The organism is Arboricoccus pini (assembly GCF_900187945.1).
Taxonomy (GTDB): domain Bacteria; phylum Pseudomonadota; class Alphaproteobacteria; order Geminicoccales; family Geminicoccaceae; genus Arboricoccus; species Arboricoccus pini.
Window position 1 is genome coordinate 20,606 of the sequence record NZ_FYEH01000009.1, and the last position, 19,936, is coordinate 40,541.

Below are 19,936 nucleotides of genomic sequence, written 5' to 3' on the forward strand. Positions count from 1 at the left end.
ATTCCTTTCATGCACAACAAGAGGGCTCGATTGAGCCTTGAGATCCTACCAGTGCGCCGCCGAGCGCAACTGCATCATGCGTCGGAACTCGCTCGTCGAGTTCGGCATGAGCTCGCCCGTGCCCCAGTCGACGATCACGCCATAGCGGCGGACGAGATCGAGGGCATCGAGCTCGCCCGCCCGATATCGTTCGGCGATCGTCTCGGGATCGGCCTCGAGCCAGCTGGCCCGTGCTGCTCGGATCTCGGCACGCAGCAGCTTTGTGGCCGCCTCGTCCACCTTGAACTCGGCCAGGTCCCGATCGACCACCTCGATGACGACGCCATAATCCTTGGCCGCCCGCTCGATCGAAACATAATCGTCCGCGACGTCCTCGACGACCAGGGCCGGATCGCGCAGCAAGGGGTCGCCGAAGCCGCCGCCTCCCGAGGTCGGCCGCGAGAAGACGTCGCCCTTCTCGATCGGCACGTCGGAGAAGATCGTGCCCAGCCACTCCTCCTTGCCGGATGCCCGGCGCACGAGTTTGAGGCCGTGCGGCATGGCCGGCAGGCCGCCATTCGTCCCCCAGACGATCGCCCGCTCGCGATCGCAGATATAGGAGATGACGGCCTGATCGGCCTCGCCCAGGGTGCTGGTCTTACGCACCCCGGCACCGCCCCGCCAGCGCCCTGGCCCCGGCGAATCGGTCAAGATCTCCATCTCGTTGCACAAGATCGGACTGGTGCGCTCCTGGCCCTCGACGGGCTGCGCCATCAAGCCGGTGCCAAAGCAGGCCGTTGTCACATTGGCGCCGTCCTTGCCGTTCCTGGCGCCCCAGCCGCCCGGCAGCCAGTCGTAGAACATGAAGATCGAGGCCGCATCGGCCCGGCGGTCGCGGCCGCCGGTCAAAAGATATTCGAGATTGAAGGCGCAGGACATGGCCCGCTCGGGCATGATCTTTGACCAGATCTCGTAGATCGAGTTCATGATCTTCTCAAAAGGCATCAAGAAGCCCGTGACCGCCACCGGCCAGCGCGCGCTGACGACCGAATCGTCCGGCGCGATCACCTTGATCGGCCGGTAGAAGCCCGAATTGAGCGGCAGGTCGGGAAAAAAGGTCTTCATCCCAGCCACGACGGCCGAGAATGTCGTGCCGAAGGCCGAATTGTAGAGCGTGCCGATGCAAGGATGGCTGCCGGTGAAGTCGTAGACGACCTCGTCACCCTTGATCGAAAGCTTGATCCTGATCGGGATCAGCCCCTCGGCACCAGCCGGGTCACGGTCGATATGGTCGACCGTCTCCCAGGTCCCGTCGGGAAGGGCCGCGATGCGCTGCCGCGTCGCCCGCTCGACATAGTCCTGCACCTCGGCGAAGCCCTGAACGACCGTGGCCTTGCCGTATTTGCCGACCAGGCGGAGCAATTCGCGCTCGGCCACGCGCGTGGCCTCCGACTGGCTCATCATGTCGCCGATGATCGAGGCCGGATCGCGCGTGTTGGCGGCGATCATGTTGGCGACGTCGTGGCAGAAGCGGCCCCCGTCGTAGATCCGCACGGGCGTGATGCGGAGGCCTTCCTTGAACATGTCCTTGGCCCCGACGTCGAACGAGCCCGGCACGCTGCCGCCCACATCCGACCAATGGCCGTTCGACTGGGCAAAGGCGATCACCTCGCCGTCCACGAAGATCGGCCGGATGACGCGCACGTCGGGAAAATGCGTGCCGCCCGCATAAGGATCGTTGACCAGATAGACATCGCCCTCGCGCATCTCGCCGTTGAAGACGCGGATCGCGTCCTTGCAGGTGAGATGCAGGGTGCCGACATGCACGGCGATATCGTGATTGCCCTGAGCGATCGAATCGCCGCTGGCATCGTGCAACGCGCTCGAGAAATCGCGGTTGTAGATGACGAAGGAGTAGCAGGTGCGCAGCACCTGCTCGCCCATCTGGTCGACGGCGGTGATGAAGGCGTTCTTCAAGACCTCGAAGGTAACAGGGTGCAGGGACTGGCTCACCGTTCAGACCTCCGCGATCTTGAGAATGAGATTCTGCCAGCGATCGACGCCGGCTTGCACGCCGGGGGGTATGACCGTCGTCGAATCGAGCTGATCGACGATGGCCGGTCCGGAGAAGCTGACCCCGGCCGGGAGATCCTCCCGCCAATAGACAGGCGTGTCGACGGGCGTGGCCGTCTCGTCGAAATCGACCAGACGACGGGATTTCGGCTCAGGCATGACACCCGGCAGCCGCTCGGCCAGTTCCGCCTTGGGCGTCGTGCCGACCGCGACCAGATTCAAGCGATAGAGACCGACCGGTGCCGTGTCGCGGCGGAAATTATATTCGCGCTCATGCAGGTCGTGAAAGGACGCCACCGCCTCGACGATCGAGGTCAGCGGGGCCGGCACCGGGACGCTCAAGGAGCGCCACTGGCCCTGATACATCATGTCGATCGAGCGGCTGAGCGTCATGCCCTCGGGCGGCACGCCGTCCGCCGCCAGCCGCTCGCGCGCCTGACCCTCGAGAGCCGCAAACCGAGCCTCGATATCGGCGGTGGCCGCATCGGCGGCCGGCACAAGGCAGCTCTCCGCCAGATCGTGACGGATATCGACGAGCAGGCAGCCCAAGGCCGAGGTAACCCCGGGCGCGGGCGGCACGATGACAACCGGGACCGCCAGCTCCTTGGCCAAGGCGGCGCCGTGCAGGGCGCCCGCGCCGCCAAAGGCCACGAGCGCGAAGTCGCGCGGATCATAGCCGCGACTGATCGAGATCAGACGGACGGCATCGGCCATGTTGGCATTGGCAACCGAGAGAATGGCCTTGGCGGCCTCGCCCTGTTCCAGGCCAAGGGGGCCAGCCACGGTCCGCTCGACCGCGCGCAGGGCCAATTCCCTATCCAGGCGAATCTCACCGCCGGCCAGGCCCTCGCCCAGGCGCCCCAGCGCCAGGTTCGCGTCCGTGTTGGTAGCGACCTCGTTGCCGTTGCCATAGCAGGCGGGACCGGGATTGGCGCCAGCCGATTGCGGGCCGTTATGGAGCGCACCCGCATCGTCGATCCAGGCGAGCGAGCCGCCACCGGCGCCGATCGTCAAAACCTCGATGGAGGGAAAGCGGATCGGATAGCCGAACTGGATATGCCAATCTTTCGTCACCCGGCTCTGGCCCTCGAAGACGAGCGAGACGTCGGCGCTGGTACCACCCATGTCGACGCCGATCGAATTTTGATAGCCGCAGAGCATGGCGATGTGGCGACTGGCGATAGCACCGGCGGCTATACCCGAGCCCGCCAGGCGCCCGGCGAAGTCCTGCGCCGTATTGGCGGTCATCACACCGCCGCCGCTATGGAGGAGCAGCAGCTCGCTCTTAAGCCCGCCCTCGCGCAGCCTTTGCGAGAGCCGACCGATATAATCGCCGGCCACAGGCCGCAGGATCGCGTTCACGACCGTGGTTGAGAACCGCTCATGCTCGAAGATCTCGGGCAGCACCTCGGACGAGGTCGAAATGGCGACACCCGGCAACGTCGCCTCCAGGATGGCCCGCATACGCAATTCGTTGACGGGATTGACGAAGGCGTTCACGAAGCAGACCGCGACAGCCGTCACCTGTCGCGCCTTCAAGATACGCGCCACATCGCGGGCCGCTTCCTCGTCCAGCGCCCAGACGACATTGCCGGCCGCATCCACCCGCTCCGGCACCGTCAACCGGTCGCGACGGCGTATATAAGGCGGCGCCACGTCCTTGTAGGCGTCCCAGAGATCTTCCTTGTTGGCGCGGCGGATCTCGATGACGTCGCGAAACCCGGCCGTGCAGACCATGGCGGCCTTGGGCAGACGCCGCGTGATCAACGCATTGGTCGCAACCGTTGTCCCATGCGAGAAGAGGACGACGCGCGACAGATCGATGCCACCCTCATGGAGCCCTTTCATCACGCCTTCGATCGGATCGGGCGTCGAGGGCGTCTTGAAGACGCGCAGTTCCCGTGTCGTCTCGTCGAGGACGCAGATATCGGTGAATGTGCCGCCAATATCGACGGCCACCCGAAGGCTCGCCTGATCCACTAACGTTCCTCCCCGCGCCCGAGCATGCTCGATTGGCAATCTTCGTGCCATCAATCCGCCAGCTTGACCGGCGGCCGGGCGGAGCGCAAGCCTGTGTGATCACAGAATGACCAGTCCGCTGACCGGCGCTTGATTTTTCGGCAGAACGCCTTTGCGCCGGCGCCCGGCGCAGGTATCGATGCCCCGGCACGCGGCATGCATGGAGCGGTGCATGACTTACCGACCAAAAATCGACATCAACTGCGACATGGGTGAGGCCTTCGGAGCCTGGCGCCTTGGCCTCACCGACGATGAGCTGCTGATGCCGCTCATCACGAGCGCCAACGTGGCGGCCGGCTTCCACGGCGGCGATCCCAATCATCTCGACCGCTCAGTCAGGCTGGCCAAGGCTAACGGCGTCGGGCTTGGCGCCCACCCGGGCTATGCCGACCTGCAGGGCTTCGGCCGGCGCACGCTCAAGGCACCTGCCGAAGAACTGGTCAATGACATTGTCTACCAGATGGGTGCGGTACGCGAATTCGGCCGCCGGCACGGTGTTCCGCTCCAGCACGTAAAACTGCATGGCGCCCTCGCCCTCGATGCGGGCGCCGATCCGGTCCTGGCCGAAGCTTTCGCAGCGACGATAGAAGCGATCGAGCCCACGCTCTTCGTCATGGGCATGCAGGTCTGGGAAACGGTGAAGGCAGCGCAGGCCAGGGGCCTGCCGGTCATCCGGGAGTTCTATGCCGATCGCGACTACGGGCCTGATGGCAACATCGTCTTTGCCCGCAAGGTGGACCGCATGGATCCAGCTACCGTGGGACAGAAGGTGCTGCGCGCCTGTCGCGAGGGGCTGGTGACGACGGTCGAGGGCGAGGACATCGAAGTCGCGTTCGAATCGATCTGCTTTCATTCCGACACGCCGGGCTCGCTCGAAATGGCCAAGGGCATCCGGGCAGCGTTGGCGGAAGGCGGCATCGAGGTGGCACCCATCACCGATGTCCTGGCAACGATCTGAAAACAACGCGAAAGGGCTCTCTTCATGGCGACCACGCAAGTCCCCTGTCCTCTCCCCGGCACCTTCTATCGCCGGCCTTCGCCGGACCAGCCGGCTTTCAAGAATGAGGGCGATCCGGTCGCAGTCGGCGACACGATCGGCCTCATCGAGGTCATGAAGACGTTCAACGAGGTGAAGGCCGAGATCGCCGGCACGCTCAAGGCCTTCCTGGTGGAGGACGAAGAGGCGGTCATGGCGGGCCAGCCGCTCTACGAGATCGACGCCTGATGCCGATTGGCCGTCTCTTCATCGCCAATCGCGGCGAGATCGCCTATCGGATCGGCAGAGCCGCCCGAGCCATGGGCATAGAGACCGTCCAGGCCTTCAGCAAGGCCGACGCGGACTCGCTGCCCGTGCGCCACGCCGACCATGCGCGGCTGATCGGACCGCCCCAGGCCGCCAAGTCCTATCTCGCCATCCCTGCCTTGATCGAGGCCGCCAAGGATGCCGGTGCTGACGCCGTGCATCCGGGCTACGGCTTCCTGGCCGAGAACGCCGCTTTTGCCGAGGCGGTCGAGGAAGCGGGGATGATCTTCGTCGGCCCCAGCCCTGCCACCATTCGCTTGATGGGCGACAAGGCCAGTGCCCGGGCGGCGGCCAAGGCGGCGGGCGTGCCGACAGTGCCCGGCAGCCCTGGGCGCCTGGAGGATCTGGAAGCGGCCCGGGCCGCAGCCGAGACGATCGGCTATCCGGTCATGATCAAGGCCGCGGCCGGCGGCGGTGGACGCGGCATCCGCATCGTCAAGGATGAGACCGAGCTGGCGACCCAGTTTCCCCTGGCCCATGCCGAGGCCAAGGCCGCCTTTGGCGATGGCGGCCTCTATCTCGAGGCCTTCATCACCAATGCCCGGCATGTGGAAGTGCAGATCCTGGGCGACGGCGAGCGGGCGATTCATCTCTTCGAGCGCGAATGCTCGCTACAGCGTCGTCGCCAGAAGGTATGGGAGGAAGCGCCGGCCAGCTGTCTCGACGCCCCGACCCGAGCGGCGCTTTGCGCCTCGGCGGTAGCCTTGGCCGAGCGCGTCGCTTATCGCGGCGCCGGCACGCTCGAATATCTTTATGACGCCACGCGCCAGGCCTTTTATTTCATCGAGATGAATACCCGCATCCAGGTCGAGCATCCGGTCTCCGAGATGATCACCGGCGTCGACCTCGTCCAGGCGATGATCGAGATCGCCGGAGGTGGCAGGCTGGAGCTCCAGCAGAGCGATGTGAAGCTCAAGGGGCATGCGATCGAGGTGCGCCTCAATGCCGAGGACCCCGCCCGGGGCTTCCTTCCTTCGCCCGGTACGATCACCCGGCTGATCGTACCCGAGGGCCAGGGCATCCGCTTCGACAGTCATCTCTTCGAGGGCTACACGATCCCACCATTCTACGATTCGCTTCTGGGCAAGCTGATCGTCCATGGCGACGACCGCGCGGCGGCCCTTCGCCGCCTGGAAGCGGCGCTGGCCGGCCTCGTTATCGAGGGCGTGCCGACGACCAGGGGCCTGCACGCGGCCCTCCTGGCCGCCCCGGACGTCCGGGGCGGCCGCTTCGATACGGGCTATCTTGAACGCTGGCTGGCAGCGGAGCCGAGCAGGCTCGCGGCCGCGACCGAGGAGGCAATCCAATGACGCGCTATGCCTTTGGCGGCGACGAACATGTCTATGGCGAACTGGCGCCCGAAATGTCGCTCGATGCCTTTTTCAAAGGTCTCTCGATCACCAATCTCGTGCGTGAGGCGAAGATCAAAGGCGTCACCGAGGTCTGCGCCGCCAACGCCTCCTTCCAGGTGCGCTTCGATCCGGACGTGATCAAGCCCGACGACATGCTGGCCCTCGTCAAGGAACTGGAGGAAGAGGCGGAGCACGGCCCCCAGCTCATCGAGACGCGCATCGTCGAGGTACCGGTCTTCTACGAGGATCCTTGGACTTACGAGACGCTGATGCGCTTTCGCGAGCGACACCAGGACCCGTCTGGCACCGATCTCGACTATACGCGCAAGATCAACGGCTATGCGACGAATGCCGAGCTGATCGCCGCCCATCACGGCACGCCCTGGATCATCTCGATGGTGGGTTTCGTGGCCGGCCTGCCCTGGCTCTACCAACTGGTCGAGCGGGAGAAGCAGATCCAGTCGCCGAAATATCTCCGCCCCCGCACGGACACCCCCAAGCTCTGCGTTGCCCATGGCGGCGCCTTCGGCTCGATCTACTCGGTGCGCGGGGCCGGCGGCTACCAGATGTTCGGCGTCACGCCATTGCCGATCTACGATCCAAGCCAAACCCAGCCGCATCTCAAGGAGAACATGGTCCTCTTCAAGCCGGGCGACTTCGTCCGCTACCGCCCGATCGATCGCGCCACCTATGATGCCATGGCAGCCGAGGTCGAGGCCTGCCGCTTCGAGGCCAGGATCGGCAAGGTCCGTTTCTCGCTCGACGAATACAAGGCCGATCGCCTGGGGACGATCCGAAAGCTCGAGGGAGCGCTGCCATGAGTTTCAAGGTGACGAAGCCGGGGCTGGCCACGACCGTGCAGGACCTGGGGCGCCCCGGCTATTTCCATCTGGGCATCCCGCTCTCCGGCGCCATGGATCAGATCGCGTTGCGCACGGCCAACCTTCTGGTCGGCAACGACGAGGGAGCAGCCGGGCTCGAGATCGTCTTCATGGGCCCGGAGCTGATCTTCGCCAGGGACGCGCTGATCGCGATCACCGGGGGCGAGATCCCGCCCAAGCTGGATGGTCAGCCGCAGCCGACATGGACAGCCCTGCCGGTCAAGGCCGGCCAGACGCTGAGCTTCGACTTCCTCAAGGCGGGTGCGCGCGCCTATCTGGCGATCGAAGGCGGGATCGACGTGCCGCTGGTGCTAGGCTCGCGCTCCACCTATGCGCTGGGCACGCTCGGCGGCTTCCAGGGCCGCAAGCTCCAGGCCGGTGACGAATTACAGCTGGGCCCGGCCGGTAACGGCGGCCGCGCCGGGCGCAGCCTGCCCGACTCGCTCCGGCCCGTCCTGCCCAAGGAGATCCGCCTGCGTGCCCTGCCTGGACAGTTCTGGGAGCGCATCACCGAACAGGCGCAGGCCCAGTTCTTCGAGGATACCTGGAAGGTGGCTCCCGAGGCGGATCGGATCGGCTATCGCTTCAGGGGCGGGCGCCCCCTGGACTTCGTGCCGCGCGAGCCGCCCTTCGGCGCCGGCTCCGATCCCTCCAACATCGTCGATGGCTGCTACAGCTACGGCTCCATCCAGATCCCAGGCGGCACGGAGCCAATCGTGCTCCATCGCGATGCCGTCTCGGGCGGTGGCTATTTCATGCCGGCCACCGTCATCTCGGCCGATATGGACCTGATCGCCCAGCTCCAGCCGCACGTGCCGGTCCGCTTCGAGCGCGTCGACATGGAAACGGCGCTGGCGGCCCGCGCGACGCATCGAGCCGATCTGGAGCGCATCCGCAGCGCGCTCGCCTGATCAGGCAGCCTGCCGCCATGGCAGCGTCGCTAAATGCGCGGCCGCCAGATGGCAGCTCCAGATCGAGATGTCGACGCTCTGTTCGACAAGGTCGATCGGTTCGCTGCCGGGAATGAGATTGAGTCTCAAACCCGGATGGCGGCGGCATGCGACCAGCAGGGATGGCAATTGGCACAAGACGAAGGTGGGTAGCGCGTGCAGCCGCAGCGGGCCCTCCCCTCCCCCGTTATGCCCAGCGTGCGCGCCGCAGCATTAAAAAAGCCACCGGCCACGACGATGTGCTGGAAGACCAGGAAATCGTTCAGCCGATCGCTCAAGGTGCCGGCGCGTGATGCAAGGAATGTCTCCCAGGCCAGTTGCGAGCCGGGCCCGCTAGTTGAATTTCTTTGTTTTCTAATCCTGATCTCAGGGAGAGCATGCCATGGCCGGCCAGCAAGACCCCAGCCGCATCGCCTATCAGCTGCCACAGCCCAGGGGCATGATGCCCGACATCTTCGTCCCCTCCGCTCTCGCGCTTCGTGACGACGATCCGCTCTGGGTGCCGCAGGCGCCAAACGTCTGGTTCAAGCCGCTCGTGCTTGGCGTGAGCCAGGGCTATTACGTCAATCTCCTGCGCGTCAGACGCGCCGGCATCCTCTCGCGCCATCGTCATTCCGGCCCTGTCCATGCCTTCACGCTCAGGGGTTCTTGGCATTATCTGGAGCATGACTGGGTGGCGCGAGTCGGCGACTATGCCTTCGAGCCGCCTGGCGAGACCCACACACTGGTGGTCCCAGAGGGTGTCACCGAGATGATCACCCTTTTTCATGTGACCGGCGGCTATACCTATGTCGATCCCATGGGGGTCGCACTCGGCTACGAGGACGTCTTCACCAAACGCGACAATCTCCTCAAATATGTCGAGGAAAGCGGCCTCGACCCCAAGATCATCGACGCTCTCACACGCTAGGCCCAACAACGCTGGTGGCGATGGACGGTTTTTGGTGATATCCGCACCGCCCGCGTGCCTGCTTTCGAGGCACCTGTCTTGGCCGGATGTTTGGATCATGTCGCGCATCACCCAACTCTTTCCGCTCTGGGCGGTGCTCGTCGCCCTTGCCGCCTATTTTCTACCCGCGAGCTTCACGCCGCTCGGGCCCTATGTGGCCTGGCTCTTGATGCTCATCATGTTCGGCATGGGAGTGACCCTGACGCTCGCCGATTTCCGCCGCATCGTGACCCGGCCAGCGCCGGTCATCGCCGGAATTGTCGTTCATTATGTCGTCATGCCGTTGGCGGCATTCCTGATCACGCGCCTCCTGCAGATGCCGCCCGAATTGGCGGCCGGCACGATCCTCGTCGGATCCGTTGCCAGCGGCACGGCCTCGACCGTGATGATCTATCTCTCCAAAGGCGATGTGGCGCTCTCCATCAGCATCAGCGCAATCTCAACCCTGGTCGGGGTCGTCGCCACGCCGCTCTTGACGGGCTGGCTCGTCGATACCTCGATCCACGTCGATAGCTGGGGCATGCTCGTCAGCATCGTCGAGATCGTGGCGATCCCGGTAGCGCTGGGCATCGCCGTTAATCACCTGGCGCATTCGGTCGTTCGCCGGGCGGAAACCGCACTTCCCCTCGTCTCGATGTTGGCCATCTTGCTCATCATCGGCGCGGTGGTGGCGGCCAGCCGCGCCAGCATCGCCGCCATGGGTCCAATCGTCATGGCCGCGGTCGTCCTCCATAACGGCCTCGGGCTCCTCGGCGGCTATTGGGGCGGCAGGCTTCTGGGCTTTGACGAGAGCATCTGCCGCACGCTTGCCTTCGAGGTCGGGATGCAGAATTCGGCCCTGGCCGCCACGCTGGGCAAGGTCTATTTCGGCCCCCTGGCTGCCCTGCCCGGCGCTCTGTTTTCCGTCTGGCACAATTTCTCAGGCTCGCTTCTGGCCGGCTACTGGGCCGGCAAGCCGGTCCATAATCCTGCCGTCGAGCGCGCACACGAGGCTTGAGCTTCATCGGCGGCGTTTCCCTGGCCCCGAAGCTCTAGCTTCCGGGAGCGTGCCGGAGACGGTACCCGCCGCTGTTTAAAAAGGGATTGCGCCCTCGATGGCCTTGAGGCTGGTCCGTCGCCCGAGCGACATGTCGCGCACCGGTGCCGGCGACGGATGCAGCGTCACGCCGCGATCATCGATCGTCACCCGGGCGCCGGGATAGGCGCAGAGTGCTGCCTCAATGGCTTCGCGGAAGGCCTCCCGGAACTGCCGGGCACGACTGTAATCCGGCCCGAACTGCTCCTTCAAAGAGCCCCAGGCGCAAAGCGTCTCACGCTCCAGTACGTGCAGACGATAGGCTAGCCAGCAATAGACATCGAGGGCGAAGGGCGACTGGTTGAGGGCCGCGATCGCCGCCAGGTCGACAGGCACGGGACGACGGACGATTTCCTCGTAAAAGGAATTGGAGAGCACGATATGGTCCTGCCAGATCGGGTATTGCCGCTGGTCGCCGCGCTCTGTCATGACAAGCACGCCGCTCTCGACGATCGTGTCTTTCTTGAAAGCGGTGAGCGTATCGCCCTTGGCGTTCTTTTCCCCCCAGGTGAAGCGCAGCGAACAGGCGGCGATGCGCAGAAGCTGGTCGCGGACTCGGCGATAATCGGAACCGCCCACATGAAAGCCCACATGCTTGAGCCAGCCATACATCGAGCTGCCGAGCTCGATCTGCCGCGAGCGATTCAAGAGGGCTTCGCGCTGCATGTAGATCAGCAGGATGCGCGCGGCCGAGCCGAAAGGCACGCCAAACGTCCTGTTTTGTCCCTCGACCATGAGCTTCCCGGGCTCGACGGAAAGGCTGCAGGAGAAATCCGGCCGATGGAGCGTTCGCTCCCATGAAGAGAGATCGCCATCGCGACGACGCCTTGGCAGATTGAGGATGCAGAATCCGGCGTAGGAGATCCCGGCATCGCTGCTGTCCGCCTCGTAGAATCGTCGGACGATGTCGACCAGTTTGGGATCGACGATCTCGTCGGCCGCACGCTTCAGACCTTCGTCGCGCCCATAGACGCGCACGAGCTGGTGGGCCCGTTCGGCTTGAGCCATGTTCTCTCCTCCACGACGTTAAGCCACGATAGGCCAGAGTCTGCCTGACGCAAAGACGGTATGCAGGCGCGTTTTCCACGGTAACTAGGCGCGGCTGCGACGGCCTGGCGATCCCCATTATCGGTAGGAAGACGCGTTCTCATCGGTGAGCAGGCGCGCAAGCCCTCGGTAACTAGACGCGCCTTATCAAGACTCATGAGAATCAAGATTCCGATCAATTGATAAGCGCGTCTAGTTACCGAGGGCTTGTGGAAAAGATCGACCGCCTCCGACGTCATGCGCCTAGTTACCGTCATGGAAGAAGTTTGCGCGCCTAGTTACCGAGCCCTTCCCGTGCCAGATGGCTGAAAAAGGCTAATCGGCTCATTCATAGCTCAATGGCATCAACTATCCGTGCACATGGCCACCCAGCGCGGCAGACACTTTATCGGGAAGTAGGCGCGAGGACGTAAAAGGCGCTTTGCCGGAACTTCTCCCGAAACGAGCGCGGCTCTTAATCAAATCTGGCCACAAACGCTTTTGGGTCGCCAAAAACGTGCAAAGCGCTTATAGCTCGACTTGCCACGGAGGAGAAAGAATTGAGCGATCCCGTCGAGATGTTCGCACGCTACGCCTCGATCTGTCGCGAGGTCCAGCGCAAGGCGATCGAACTCGAAAACCATCCCGACCAGCGCAAGCATCTGCGGCATTTCTCGGCGCGCGAGGTGGCGGATATTCTTGGCGTTTCCCAGAGCCACCTGCGCAATCTCGTGCGCAGCGCCGGGTTTCCCGAAGGCCTGACCGCTAAGAACGGCCGCCGGACCTTCTCGATCGAGGAGATCCACGCGGCGCGCGCCTGGCTTGCTCAATCGACCGGCAGTGCGCGCTACAGCCCCGGCCGCAAGCCCGACAGCGAGGCTTTGCAGGTCGTCACCTTCGTGAACTTCAAGGGCGGCAGCGGCAAGACCACAAGTGCGGTCCATTTTGCTCAATACCTGGCGCTCAACGGCTATCGTGTCCTCCTCGTCGACCTCGACCCACAGGCCAGTGCCACGGCTCTCTTTGGCTTGGCGCCGGCCACCGAGGTGGACGAGGCAACGACCTTCGCCGGCTGGGTCCGCCGGGACGTCAAGGACCGTAAGGCACCCCCGGTTCAGCCGACTTACTGGCCCAATCTCGACCTCATTCCCTCCAGCATCGGCCTGCAGCACGCCGAGTACGAGCTGATGGGGCGCCTCCTCCAAGACCGCGCCTTCCCTTTCTACGCCCAGCTTCAAGATCTGATCGGGGCCGTCGGTGATGCTTATGACGTCGTAGTCTGTGACTGCCGACCCGACGTCGGCATGCTGACGATCAATGCATTGATCGCTGCCACCGCATTGGTGATTCCGATCCCGCCCTCGATGATCGATTTTGCCAGTTCCGGCGAGTTCTTCCGCTTCATGAGCGAGGTTGCGGACGACCTTCGCGGCAATCTCGGCGACGATGTCATGCACTATGATTTTGTGCGTGTACTGACGACGAAATACCGCCAGACCGATCGCAATCAGGCCGAGATCGTCCGCTGGAAGAAGGCGTTCTTCCAGGAAGCTGTTTTGGACAGCCCGATGGTCGAGACGGCGGTGATCGACGCTGCCGGGATCGTCAAGGAATCGCTCTACGAATACGAGCCGCAGGGCAGCAGACGCACTTATGATCGCGGCCTCGATGCCATGAACGAGGTCAACGCGGCCCTCGAGGCCGAGGTTCTCGCCGTCTGGGGAAGACAGCGTCATCGCCGCAAGGAGGGGCTCGCATGAGCAGCAAGAGCAAGCGTGCCGCATTGAGCGAGGCGATCTTGGACATCGCGACGCGTACGCTCCCGGGAGACGGCGACAGCAAGACGGCACGTCAGGCTGAGGGCGAGGCGCAAGGCAAGGTTCCGGAACGATCCGCCCAAACCAGCATGGGAACCCAGCCACCGGGTGGCGGTATCGTCAGACGCGCGCTCGAAGTGCATCGCGAAGGTCTGGTCGAGAAGATCGCCCGCTTGGAGCGCGAACTTGGCCAGACCGAAGGCGGCATGCGGCTGGCGGAGCTCGATACCGCCACCATCCGCGAGGTCCTGCCGACCGACCGCCACCCGCGCGCCTTTGCCGACCCCGCCTTCCGCACCTTGCGCGAGAGCATCGCCCGTAACGGTCAGCAGACGCCCATCGTCGTTCGGCCAGCCAAGGATGGCCGGGCTGACAGTTACGAAATCGCCGCCGGCCGTCGTCGCCTGGCGGCGTGCCGCGAGCTTGGTCGACCGGTCCTGGCGCGGATCATGCCGCTGGCCGACGACGAGATGCTGGGGCTGCAATATCGCGAGAATGCCGAGCGCGCGGATATCAGTCTCTTTGAGCGCGGACGCTGGCTTGCCAGACTTTCTTCTGAACGCTCGCTCAGCACCCGGCGTCTGGCCGAGTTGTTCGACCTCTCCCAGGCGTCGATCGTCGAATATCTGAAGCTTGGTCGCCTCCCAGACGCGTTGGTTGACGTGCTGGCCGATCCTCGCGAGCTGACGATTGATCAAAGCCGCCGGTTGCACGCGGCCCTGGCGGGTGGCGAGCCGCCATCCGCTCTGCTCGATGCGCTGGAGACGGCGCGCGCACGCGGCACGGCGCAACAGATCAGTTTTGCCCTCCAAGCCGTGGCCGGTCGGCCGGCGACGGCCCGCGAAAGCGGCCGCTCCTTGATCCGCGATCGTGCGGGGCGTCGCTTGGCGACATTGACGCGGAGCGGCAATCAGTGGGTCTTGCGCTGGGCTGCCGGCCTCGACGACGATGCGGTGCGCGCGATTGCCCAGCGATTGCCCGACCTCTTCGAAGCCTGGGAGCGCAGCAACGGCCGCAGCAAGAGCGCCAAAGGCGAGTGAGCCCGGCCAAGCGATGCCGGCCTCGCGATGTTCGCCTCCTCATCGGGCCGGAATAAGCCTAGGTCAAAGCCGCCCTCTCGATTGTGGGAGCGCCTGTCCGGATTCTTGCGTCCGGCAAGACAAATACTCGTCGCCGTCCCGGTTTGCACGTGACCTCGGCGTAAGCGGATCGATGGCTGTTCGTTCCCCGAGTTGGCTTCCAGCCCGGCTAGGCAGGCTGGCATTCCATCCGCGTTGATGGCTATAACGCGCCCGATCCCTTGGGCGCTTCCATATCGATGGGTGATCAATGCATTGTTCACCGACAGCGCAGGGCATAACCGTGACGGCAACCATCGGAATAAGGGCACCCACGGCCACCTATCGAGGAGTGCATCATGCTGCCATCTGCATCAGAGCTGCGCCGGGCATTCGAGGTTCAGGCCGATTGGTGTCGACGCCTGGGCTCGCCTTTTACCGCGAGGATCTGCGATGTGCTGCCGGCGCTCATCGATGAACAAACCCGGTCCGGCAAGCGCCTGATCGCGTGGCCTGGACGGGTCGATGCCGGCGGCCACTCGCTGCCGCTGCGCATCGCGGGCGCGCTGCACGCACTGGCCAGGCGCCGCGTCGATCCCTCCCTGAATGCTATCTACCCGCCCGAGCCTTTGCCCTCTGCTGAGCGGATGACGGAGGCTTTGCACGCGGCCTTGGAGGCCAATGACAGCTTCATCGCCGACTGGCTGGAGCGCCCACCCCAGACCAATGAGGTCGCCCGGTCGTCGGTACTAATGGCGGCCTTACAAGTGGTTGCCGCTCGCACGGGGCAGGTTATCGACCTCTACGAACTTGGCAGCAGCGCCGGTCTCAATCTGCTCCTCGATCGCTACGCCCACCAACTGGGCGGCAGCCAGCTTGGCGATCCGACCTCCCCTTTGTGTCTCAAGCCAGATTGGGAGGGCCCGCCGCCTCCGGCGGCCGATGTTCGCATCGTCAGCCGCCAGGGCGTCGACAAGGATCCCTTGGACGTTCGGTCCGCGATGGACCGCGAGCGCTTGCAGGCCTATGTCTGGGCCGATCAGTGCCAGCGCCTGGAACGGCTTAGCTTGGCCCTTGGTATCGCGCAGGCCGATCCCCCTTCGATTACGAAGGCCGATGCAGGCCATTGGGCTATGAGTCAATTCAGCGCGGCACCCAAGTCTGGTGTCACGCGGGTCCTCATGCACAGCATCACCTGGCAATATTTCCCTCCACAGACCGTAACCCTGCTGGAGGCCGCCATCGCCCGCGCAGCGGCCGCAGCCGGCCCTGACAGCCATTTTGCCTGGATTCGTTACGAGGCCGATGCGGCCTTGCACGGCCGCCCGAGCCTGCGTCTCAAGCTCTGGCCCGATGGCGGCGATGAGCTGCTGGCGGAAGCAGCCGCACATGGCACGCCGGTCAAATGGCAGGCGTCTGTCTGAATCGCCAGGTTCAGAGAAATTGCTTAAACATTGCGGAGCCGTACGGTGTCGATCGTGTGCGTGGCACCTTTTTGCAGGATCAGACGTGCTCGCTCGCGCGTGGGCAGAATGTTTTGCACCAGATTAGGCAGATTGATCCGTTGCCAGATGCCACGTGCACGCGCCCTGGCGTCCGGCTCGGGCAGATCGCGCAGGGCATGGAAATAGGAGGAGGGGTCCTGGAAGGCGCTGCGTTGCAGGAGGAGAAATCGCTCAATGAACCAATGCTCGATATCCTCGGTCCGGGCGTCCAGATAGATCGAGAAATCGAAAAAATCGGATGCGACGACCGAAGCTGAGGGTATCGTTTGCAGGACGTTCAGGCCCTCGAAGACGAGAATGTCAGGCCGATCCACGATATCGACCCGATCGGGAACGATATCGTAGATCTTGTGCGAATAGATCGGGACCCTGAGATTGGGCTCACCGGCCTTCAGCGCCGCCAGGAAGGCCAGCATGCGCCTTTGATCATAGCTCTCCGGGAAGCCCTTGCGTTCCATCAGCCCGCGCGCCTGGAGAACGGCCGTCGGCAGAAGAAACCCGTCTGTCGTAATCAGATCGACTCTGGGATGGGTCGGCCAGCGTGCGAGTACAGCGCGCAGGAGGCGGGCAAAAGTGCTCTTGCCTACCCCGACGCTGCCGGCAATGCCGATGACGTAGGGGGCGGGCGGGACCGGCGTGCCGAGGAAATTCGCGAGTACCGTCGCGTGCAGGCCGCGTGCTGCCTGGATATGCAGGTTGAGGAGGCGCGCCAGCGGCAGATAAACGTCCTCAACGTCGGCCATCGAGATCGGTTCGTTCAGACCGCGCAGCTTCTCAAGTTCGGCGTCCTGCAAGGGGAGGGGGGTGTTGGCGCGCAGCTTTGACCATGCCTCGCGCGGGAACGCGATATAGCCATCGCGATCGATCGTCCCATCCATTGTCGCCCTCCCACCTGCCGTGTCGTCGAGCGGTCTTCAGCCTTCCTGGTCCTCCAAGACGCTTCGCACGCGGTCCGTCAAGGCACTCATGGTGAAGGGCTTGGGCAGCAACGAGACATGCGCACCGAGCGGCTTATCCGCCTGCTCGACCTCGTGGGCGAAGCCCGTCATGAGGATGACGGGCAGGTCGGGCCTGAGCGGTCGCATCGCTTCGACCATCTTGCGGCCGGTCAGGCCCGGTAGGCCGATGTCGCTCAAGAGAAGATCGATGCGTCTGGAGGAACGCAGTACCTTCAGGCCCTGGAGACCGTCATCCGCCGCCACCACATTATGACCCATTTCGTCCAGCATCGTGGTGACGAGTTCGCGTACCAGCGGCTCGTCCTCGACGACAAGGACGACCTTTCGCTCGGCGGCCCGATCGACATCCTCGTCACGATCCACGGGCTCAAGTGGCTCGGCCGGCCCCAGGTGGCGAGGTAACCAAATCGTCGCCGTCGTCCCTTTCCCGGGCGTGCTCTCAAGCGTCACGCGGCCGAGCGACTGGTGCGCAAAGCCGTGGATCATCGAAAGACCGAGGCCCGTGCCATGCCCAATGGGCTTGGTCGTGAAGAAGGGCTCGAAGGCGCGCTCGACCGTCTCCTGCTCCATGCCGATCCCGGTATCGGTCACGGCAATGGCGATCTGCTCGTCATCACTGTCAGCCTTCGCCGCACTGTTGCGCGTGGAGATCGTGAGGCTGCCGCCCCCCCGCATTGCATCCCTGGCATTGACGGCCAGATTGATCAGGGCGGCCTCCAGCTGATGCGGATCGCAGAACGTCGTCCATAGGGCCGGATCAAGATCGAGTTTGAGCTCGATCTCTGCATCGATCGTTCCCTGGATCAGCTGCAGCGCGTTGCGAATCAAGGCGTTGGCATCGACGGCTCGAGGGTCCAGCGGCTGACGGCGGGCAAAGGCCAGCAAACGATGGGTCAGGCTGGCGGCACGGTCCGTCGCCGACAGCGCGTGATCGACCAGCTGAACCACTTCCTCGGTACGGCCCTGGAGATGCCGGCGACGGATAAGATAGAGGGCACCCCCGATCGCCTGCAGGAGATTGTTGAAGTCGTGCGCGATCCCGCCGGTGAGCTGCCCCACGGCTTCAAGCTTCTGGGCCTGGAACAATTGCTCGCGGGCCTCATCCAATGCCCGCTGCGCCTCGCGCCGCTCCGTGATGTCGCGCGTGATCTTGGTAAAGCCCAGCAGCTGATTATTCTCGTCATGGATCGGCTGCAGGACGACCGAGGCCCAAAAGCAGCTGCCATCCTTGCGCACCCGCCAACCCTCATGGACAAATCGGCCGCGTTCGATCGCGGTCTTGAGTGCCCATTCGGGCAACCCCGCCGCCTGGGCCTCGGGCGGGTAAAAGGTGCGAAAATGTTTGCCGATCACCTCGCGCGCTGTATAGCCCTTGATGCGCTCCGCGCCGGTGTTCCAATTGGCGATCAGCCCGTCGGGCTCGAGCATCATGATGGCGTAGTCGCTCACCTCCTCGATGAAGATGGCAAAGCGCTGTTCGAGTTCGGCGCGCCCGGCCTGTACCGCCTTGCGCTCGCGCATCACGGCCTCGAGTTCCGCTGTCCGCGCGGCTATTCGCTCCTCGAATGTGGCGGTCATCTCCCTCAGGGCCGTGTCCGCCTCGCGGCGATCGGTAATATCCTCCGCGGCGCCATACCAGCGAACCACCCGTCCCTCGGCATCGTAGCGTGGCTGCGCGCGTGTACGCATCCAGCGGTACGCGCCGGCCTTAAGGCGGGCGCGAAATTCGATGCCATCCCCCTGGTCGGCGCGTAGGGCCGCCTCACGGGCTTCTATGACCCCGGCCAAGTCGTCGGGGTGTATCAGTTGCTGCCATCCGTCGCCTAAGAGTTGGTCGCGGTCCAGCCCTGTGAGGGTCGTCAGGCGCTCGGGAACGTCGATGAGTCGTCCCTTTGCATCGGCAACCCAATGCATCGCCGGTGAAAGCTCGACCGTTGCCCTATATTTTTCCTCCAGGTCCAGGGCAGCCTGGCGCAATTGCGCTGACGTCGCCTCCTCGTCCATCATGCGCGCGCTTCCAGCGCGCAGCTGGCCGTCGACGGTTCGGCCGATCCCGTCGCCTCGAGGATCGGCCGCATCTCCTGGAAGAGCCGGACGAGTGCATCGATGACGGCACGGATGCGGGGCAGGTCGCGCAGGTCGCGATGCACGAGAAGCCATTGGTCGACTATGATCTCGGGCAGCGGCGCGCCCAGGCGTTGCAGATGCGGGTCGTCGTCGCCCAGACAGCAGGGCAGCAGGCTAAGCCCTGCGCCAGCCCGCACCGATTCCTGCAGAATCAGCCAGTTATTCACCCGAACTGACGGACGCTCGCCGCCGAGCAGTGAGATGATCCAGCCGTGGCCCGGCATATAAGAGTGGTCATCGTCGAAGCCGCACCAGGGCAGCGTACGGAGATTGTCGAGCGATCGATCGTCGACCTGCAGGCTGGCGGCGGCGTAGATGCCGTAGGCAACCTTCCCCACGCGACGTGTCATGAGGCTGCCTGTATCTGGCACCTGTTCGCGGATCAGAAGATCCGCCTCGCGACGGGATAGATTGGCCAGAAGGTGACTGGCGACCAGTTCGAACTCGATATGCGCCAAGTCGCGACGCAACCGGGGGAGATGACGGGCGAGGAACGTGGTCATCGCCTCACTGGCCGAGATGCGCACCGTGCCACGGGCGGTATCGGCAAGGCCGGCGCTCCGGCGGTGGATCGATTCCGCGGCGCGCTCCATGGCCTCGGCGTCCGCCAACAACTCGACGCCAGCGACTGTCGGTACGAAACGATCGGGCAATCGATCGAACAGCCGCGCGCGCACGGAGGCTTCCAGCACCTTGATCCGCCGCGCGATCGTCGGATGGCTGACATCCAGTTTACGTGCCGCACCGGTCAAGCTGCCCTCGCGCGCCAGGGTCAAGAACGTGCGCAGATCGTCCCAATCGATGTTAGTGGCCATCCATCGTCCCGCGTCTGAACATTCATGAACGGCCTATCTGAAGATATT

General features: G+C 64.3%; 16 protein-coding genes and 1 pseudogene. 10 read left to right on the plus strand and 7 right to left on the minus strand.

The genetic code is table 11. The features are described 5' to 3' along the window. Positions 1 to 45 precede the first annotated feature (45 nt). Positions 46 to 1,992, minus strand: coding sequence for a hydantoinase B/oxoprolinase family protein (locus CFB17_RS12825; protein WP_088561961.1), 1,947 nt, complete (start codon positions 1,990 to 1,992; stop codon positions 46 to 48). Between the two features lie 3 nt (positions 1,993 to 1,995). After that, positions 1,996 to 4,032, minus strand: a complete 2,037-nt coding sequence (locus CFB17_RS12830) for a hydantoinase/oxoprolinase family protein (RefSeq protein ID WP_207762071.1) — start codon at positions 4,030 to 4,032, stop codon at positions 1,996 to 1,998. Positions 4,033 to 4,243: 211 nt separating this feature from the next. Between CFB17_RS12830 and CFB17_RS12835 the strand changes: the two genes are divergently transcribed. The 5 genes from CFB17_RS12835 to CFB17_RS12855 are packed head-to-tail and all read left to right on the plus strand — an operon-like array spanning position 4,244 to position 8,518. Then, positions 4,244 to 5,029 carry a 5-oxoprolinase subunit PxpA gene (locus CFB17_RS12835; RefSeq protein ID WP_088561963.1) on the plus strand — a complete coding sequence of 262 codons (786 nt, stop codon included), beginning with the start codon at positions 4,244 to 4,246 and terminating at the stop codon, positions 5,027 to 5,029. Positions 5,030 to 5,053: 24 nt separating this feature from the next. Then, positions 5,054 to 5,296, plus strand: coding sequence for an acetyl-CoA carboxylase (locus CFB17_RS12840; protein ID WP_088561964.1), 243 nt, complete (start codon positions 5,054 to 5,056; stop codon positions 5,294 to 5,296). Then, the gene (locus tag CFB17_RS12845) at positions 5,296 to 6,684 is read left to right on the plus strand and encodes an acetyl-CoA carboxylase biotin carboxylase subunit (protein ID WP_088561965.1); all 1,389 of its coding nucleotides are present in this window, start codon (positions 5,296 to 5,298) and stop codon (positions 6,682 to 6,684) included. The genes CFB17_RS12840 and CFB17_RS12845 overlap by 1 nt, the downstream gene beginning before the upstream one ends. Beyond that, positions 6,681 to 7,547 (plus strand): 5-oxoprolinase subunit B family protein, encoded by an 867-nt coding sequence (locus tag CFB17_RS12850; protein ID WP_088561966.1) that lies wholly within the window; start codon positions 6,681 to 6,683, stop codon positions 7,545 to 7,547. Before CFB17_RS12845 ends, CFB17_RS12850 begins: the two co-directional genes overlap by 4 nt. Further along, positions 7,544 to 8,518 carry a 5-oxoprolinase subunit C family protein gene (locus CFB17_RS12855; protein ID WP_088561967.1) on the plus strand — a complete coding sequence of 325 codons (975 nt, stop codon included), beginning with the start codon at positions 7,544 to 7,546 and terminating at the stop codon, positions 8,516 to 8,518. Before CFB17_RS12850 ends, CFB17_RS12855 begins: the two co-directional genes overlap by 4 nt. Here the strand turns inward: CFB17_RS12855 and CFB17_RS20090 are convergent. After that, a pseudogene (locus CFB17_RS20090) lies at positions 8,519 to 8,731 on the minus strand (hypothetical protein); the annotation flags it as partial. A 208-nt stretch (positions 8,732 to 8,939) separates the two neighbouring features. On the opposite strand from CFB17_RS20090, the gene CFB17_RS12865 reads away from it, so the two are divergent. After that, positions 8,940 to 9,467, plus strand: coding sequence for a 2,4'-dihydroxyacetophenone dioxygenase family protein (locus CFB17_RS12865; protein WP_207762072.1), 528 nt, complete (start codon positions 8,940 to 8,942; stop codon positions 9,465 to 9,467). A gap of 94 nt (positions 9,468 to 9,561) precedes the next feature. Beyond that, entirely contained in the window at positions 9,562 to 10,503 is a 942-nt protein-coding gene (gene panS / locus CFB17_RS12870) for a ketopantoate/pantoate/pantothenate transporter PanS (protein ID WP_088562072.1), read from the plus strand. Positions 10,504 to 10,578: 75 nt separating this feature from the next. Here panS and CFB17_RS12875 read toward each other — a convergent pair whose 3' ends face one another. After that, positions 10,579 to 11,589 carry a replication protein RepA gene (locus tag CFB17_RS12875; RefSeq protein ID WP_088561969.1) on the minus strand — a complete coding sequence of 337 codons (1,011 nt, stop codon included), beginning with the start codon at positions 11,587 to 11,589 and terminating at the stop codon, positions 10,579 to 10,581. Between the two features lie 578 nt (positions 11,590 to 12,167). On the opposite strand from CFB17_RS12875, the gene repA reads away from it, so the two are divergent. The 3 genes from repA (at position 12,168) to CFB17_RS12890 (ending at position 15,906) form a co-directional block, all read left to right on the plus strand. Continuing rightward, positions 12,168 to 13,367 carry a plasmid partitioning protein RepA gene (repA, locus tag CFB17_RS12880; RefSeq protein ID WP_088561970.1) on the plus strand — a complete coding sequence of 400 codons (1,200 nt, stop codon included), beginning with the start codon at positions 12,168 to 12,170 and terminating at the stop codon, positions 13,365 to 13,367. Further along, entirely contained in the window at positions 13,364 to 14,464 is a 1,101-nt protein-coding gene (locus CFB17_RS12885; protein WP_088561971.1) for a ParB/RepB/Spo0J family partition protein, read from the plus strand. The genes repA and CFB17_RS12885 overlap by 4 nt, the downstream gene beginning before the upstream one ends. A gap of 377 nt (positions 14,465 to 14,841) precedes the next feature. Beyond that, entirely contained in the window at positions 14,842 to 15,906 is a 1,065-nt protein-coding gene (locus tag CFB17_RS12890) for a DUF2332 domain-containing protein (protein WP_088561972.1), read from the plus strand. Positions 15,907 to 15,929: 23 nt separating this feature from the next. Here CFB17_RS12890 and coaA read toward each other — a convergent pair whose 3' ends face one another. The 3 genes from coaA to CFB17_RS12905 are packed head-to-tail and all read right to left on the minus strand — an operon-like array spanning position 15,930 to position 19,888. Next, complete coding sequence (gene coaA, locus CFB17_RS12895; RefSeq protein WP_088561973.1) at positions 15,930 to 16,865, minus strand: type I pantothenate kinase; 936 nt, start codon at positions 16,863 to 16,865, stop codon at positions 15,930 to 15,932. A 36-nt stretch (positions 16,866 to 16,901) separates the two neighbouring features. Beyond that, on the minus strand, positions 16,902 to 18,953 hold the full coding sequence (locus CFB17_RS12900) for a hybrid sensor histidine kinase/response regulator (RefSeq protein ID WP_165769603.1): 2,052 nt from the start codon (positions 18,951 to 18,953) through the stop codon (positions 16,902 to 16,904). Beyond that, positions 18,950 to 19,888 (minus strand): LysR family transcriptional regulator, encoded by a 939-nt coding sequence (locus CFB17_RS12905; RefSeq protein WP_088561975.1) that lies wholly within the window; start codon positions 19,886 to 19,888, stop codon positions 18,950 to 18,952. The genes CFB17_RS12900 and CFB17_RS12905 overlap by 4 nt, the downstream gene beginning before the upstream one ends. Between the last annotated feature and the right edge of the window lie 48 nt (positions 19,889 to 19,936).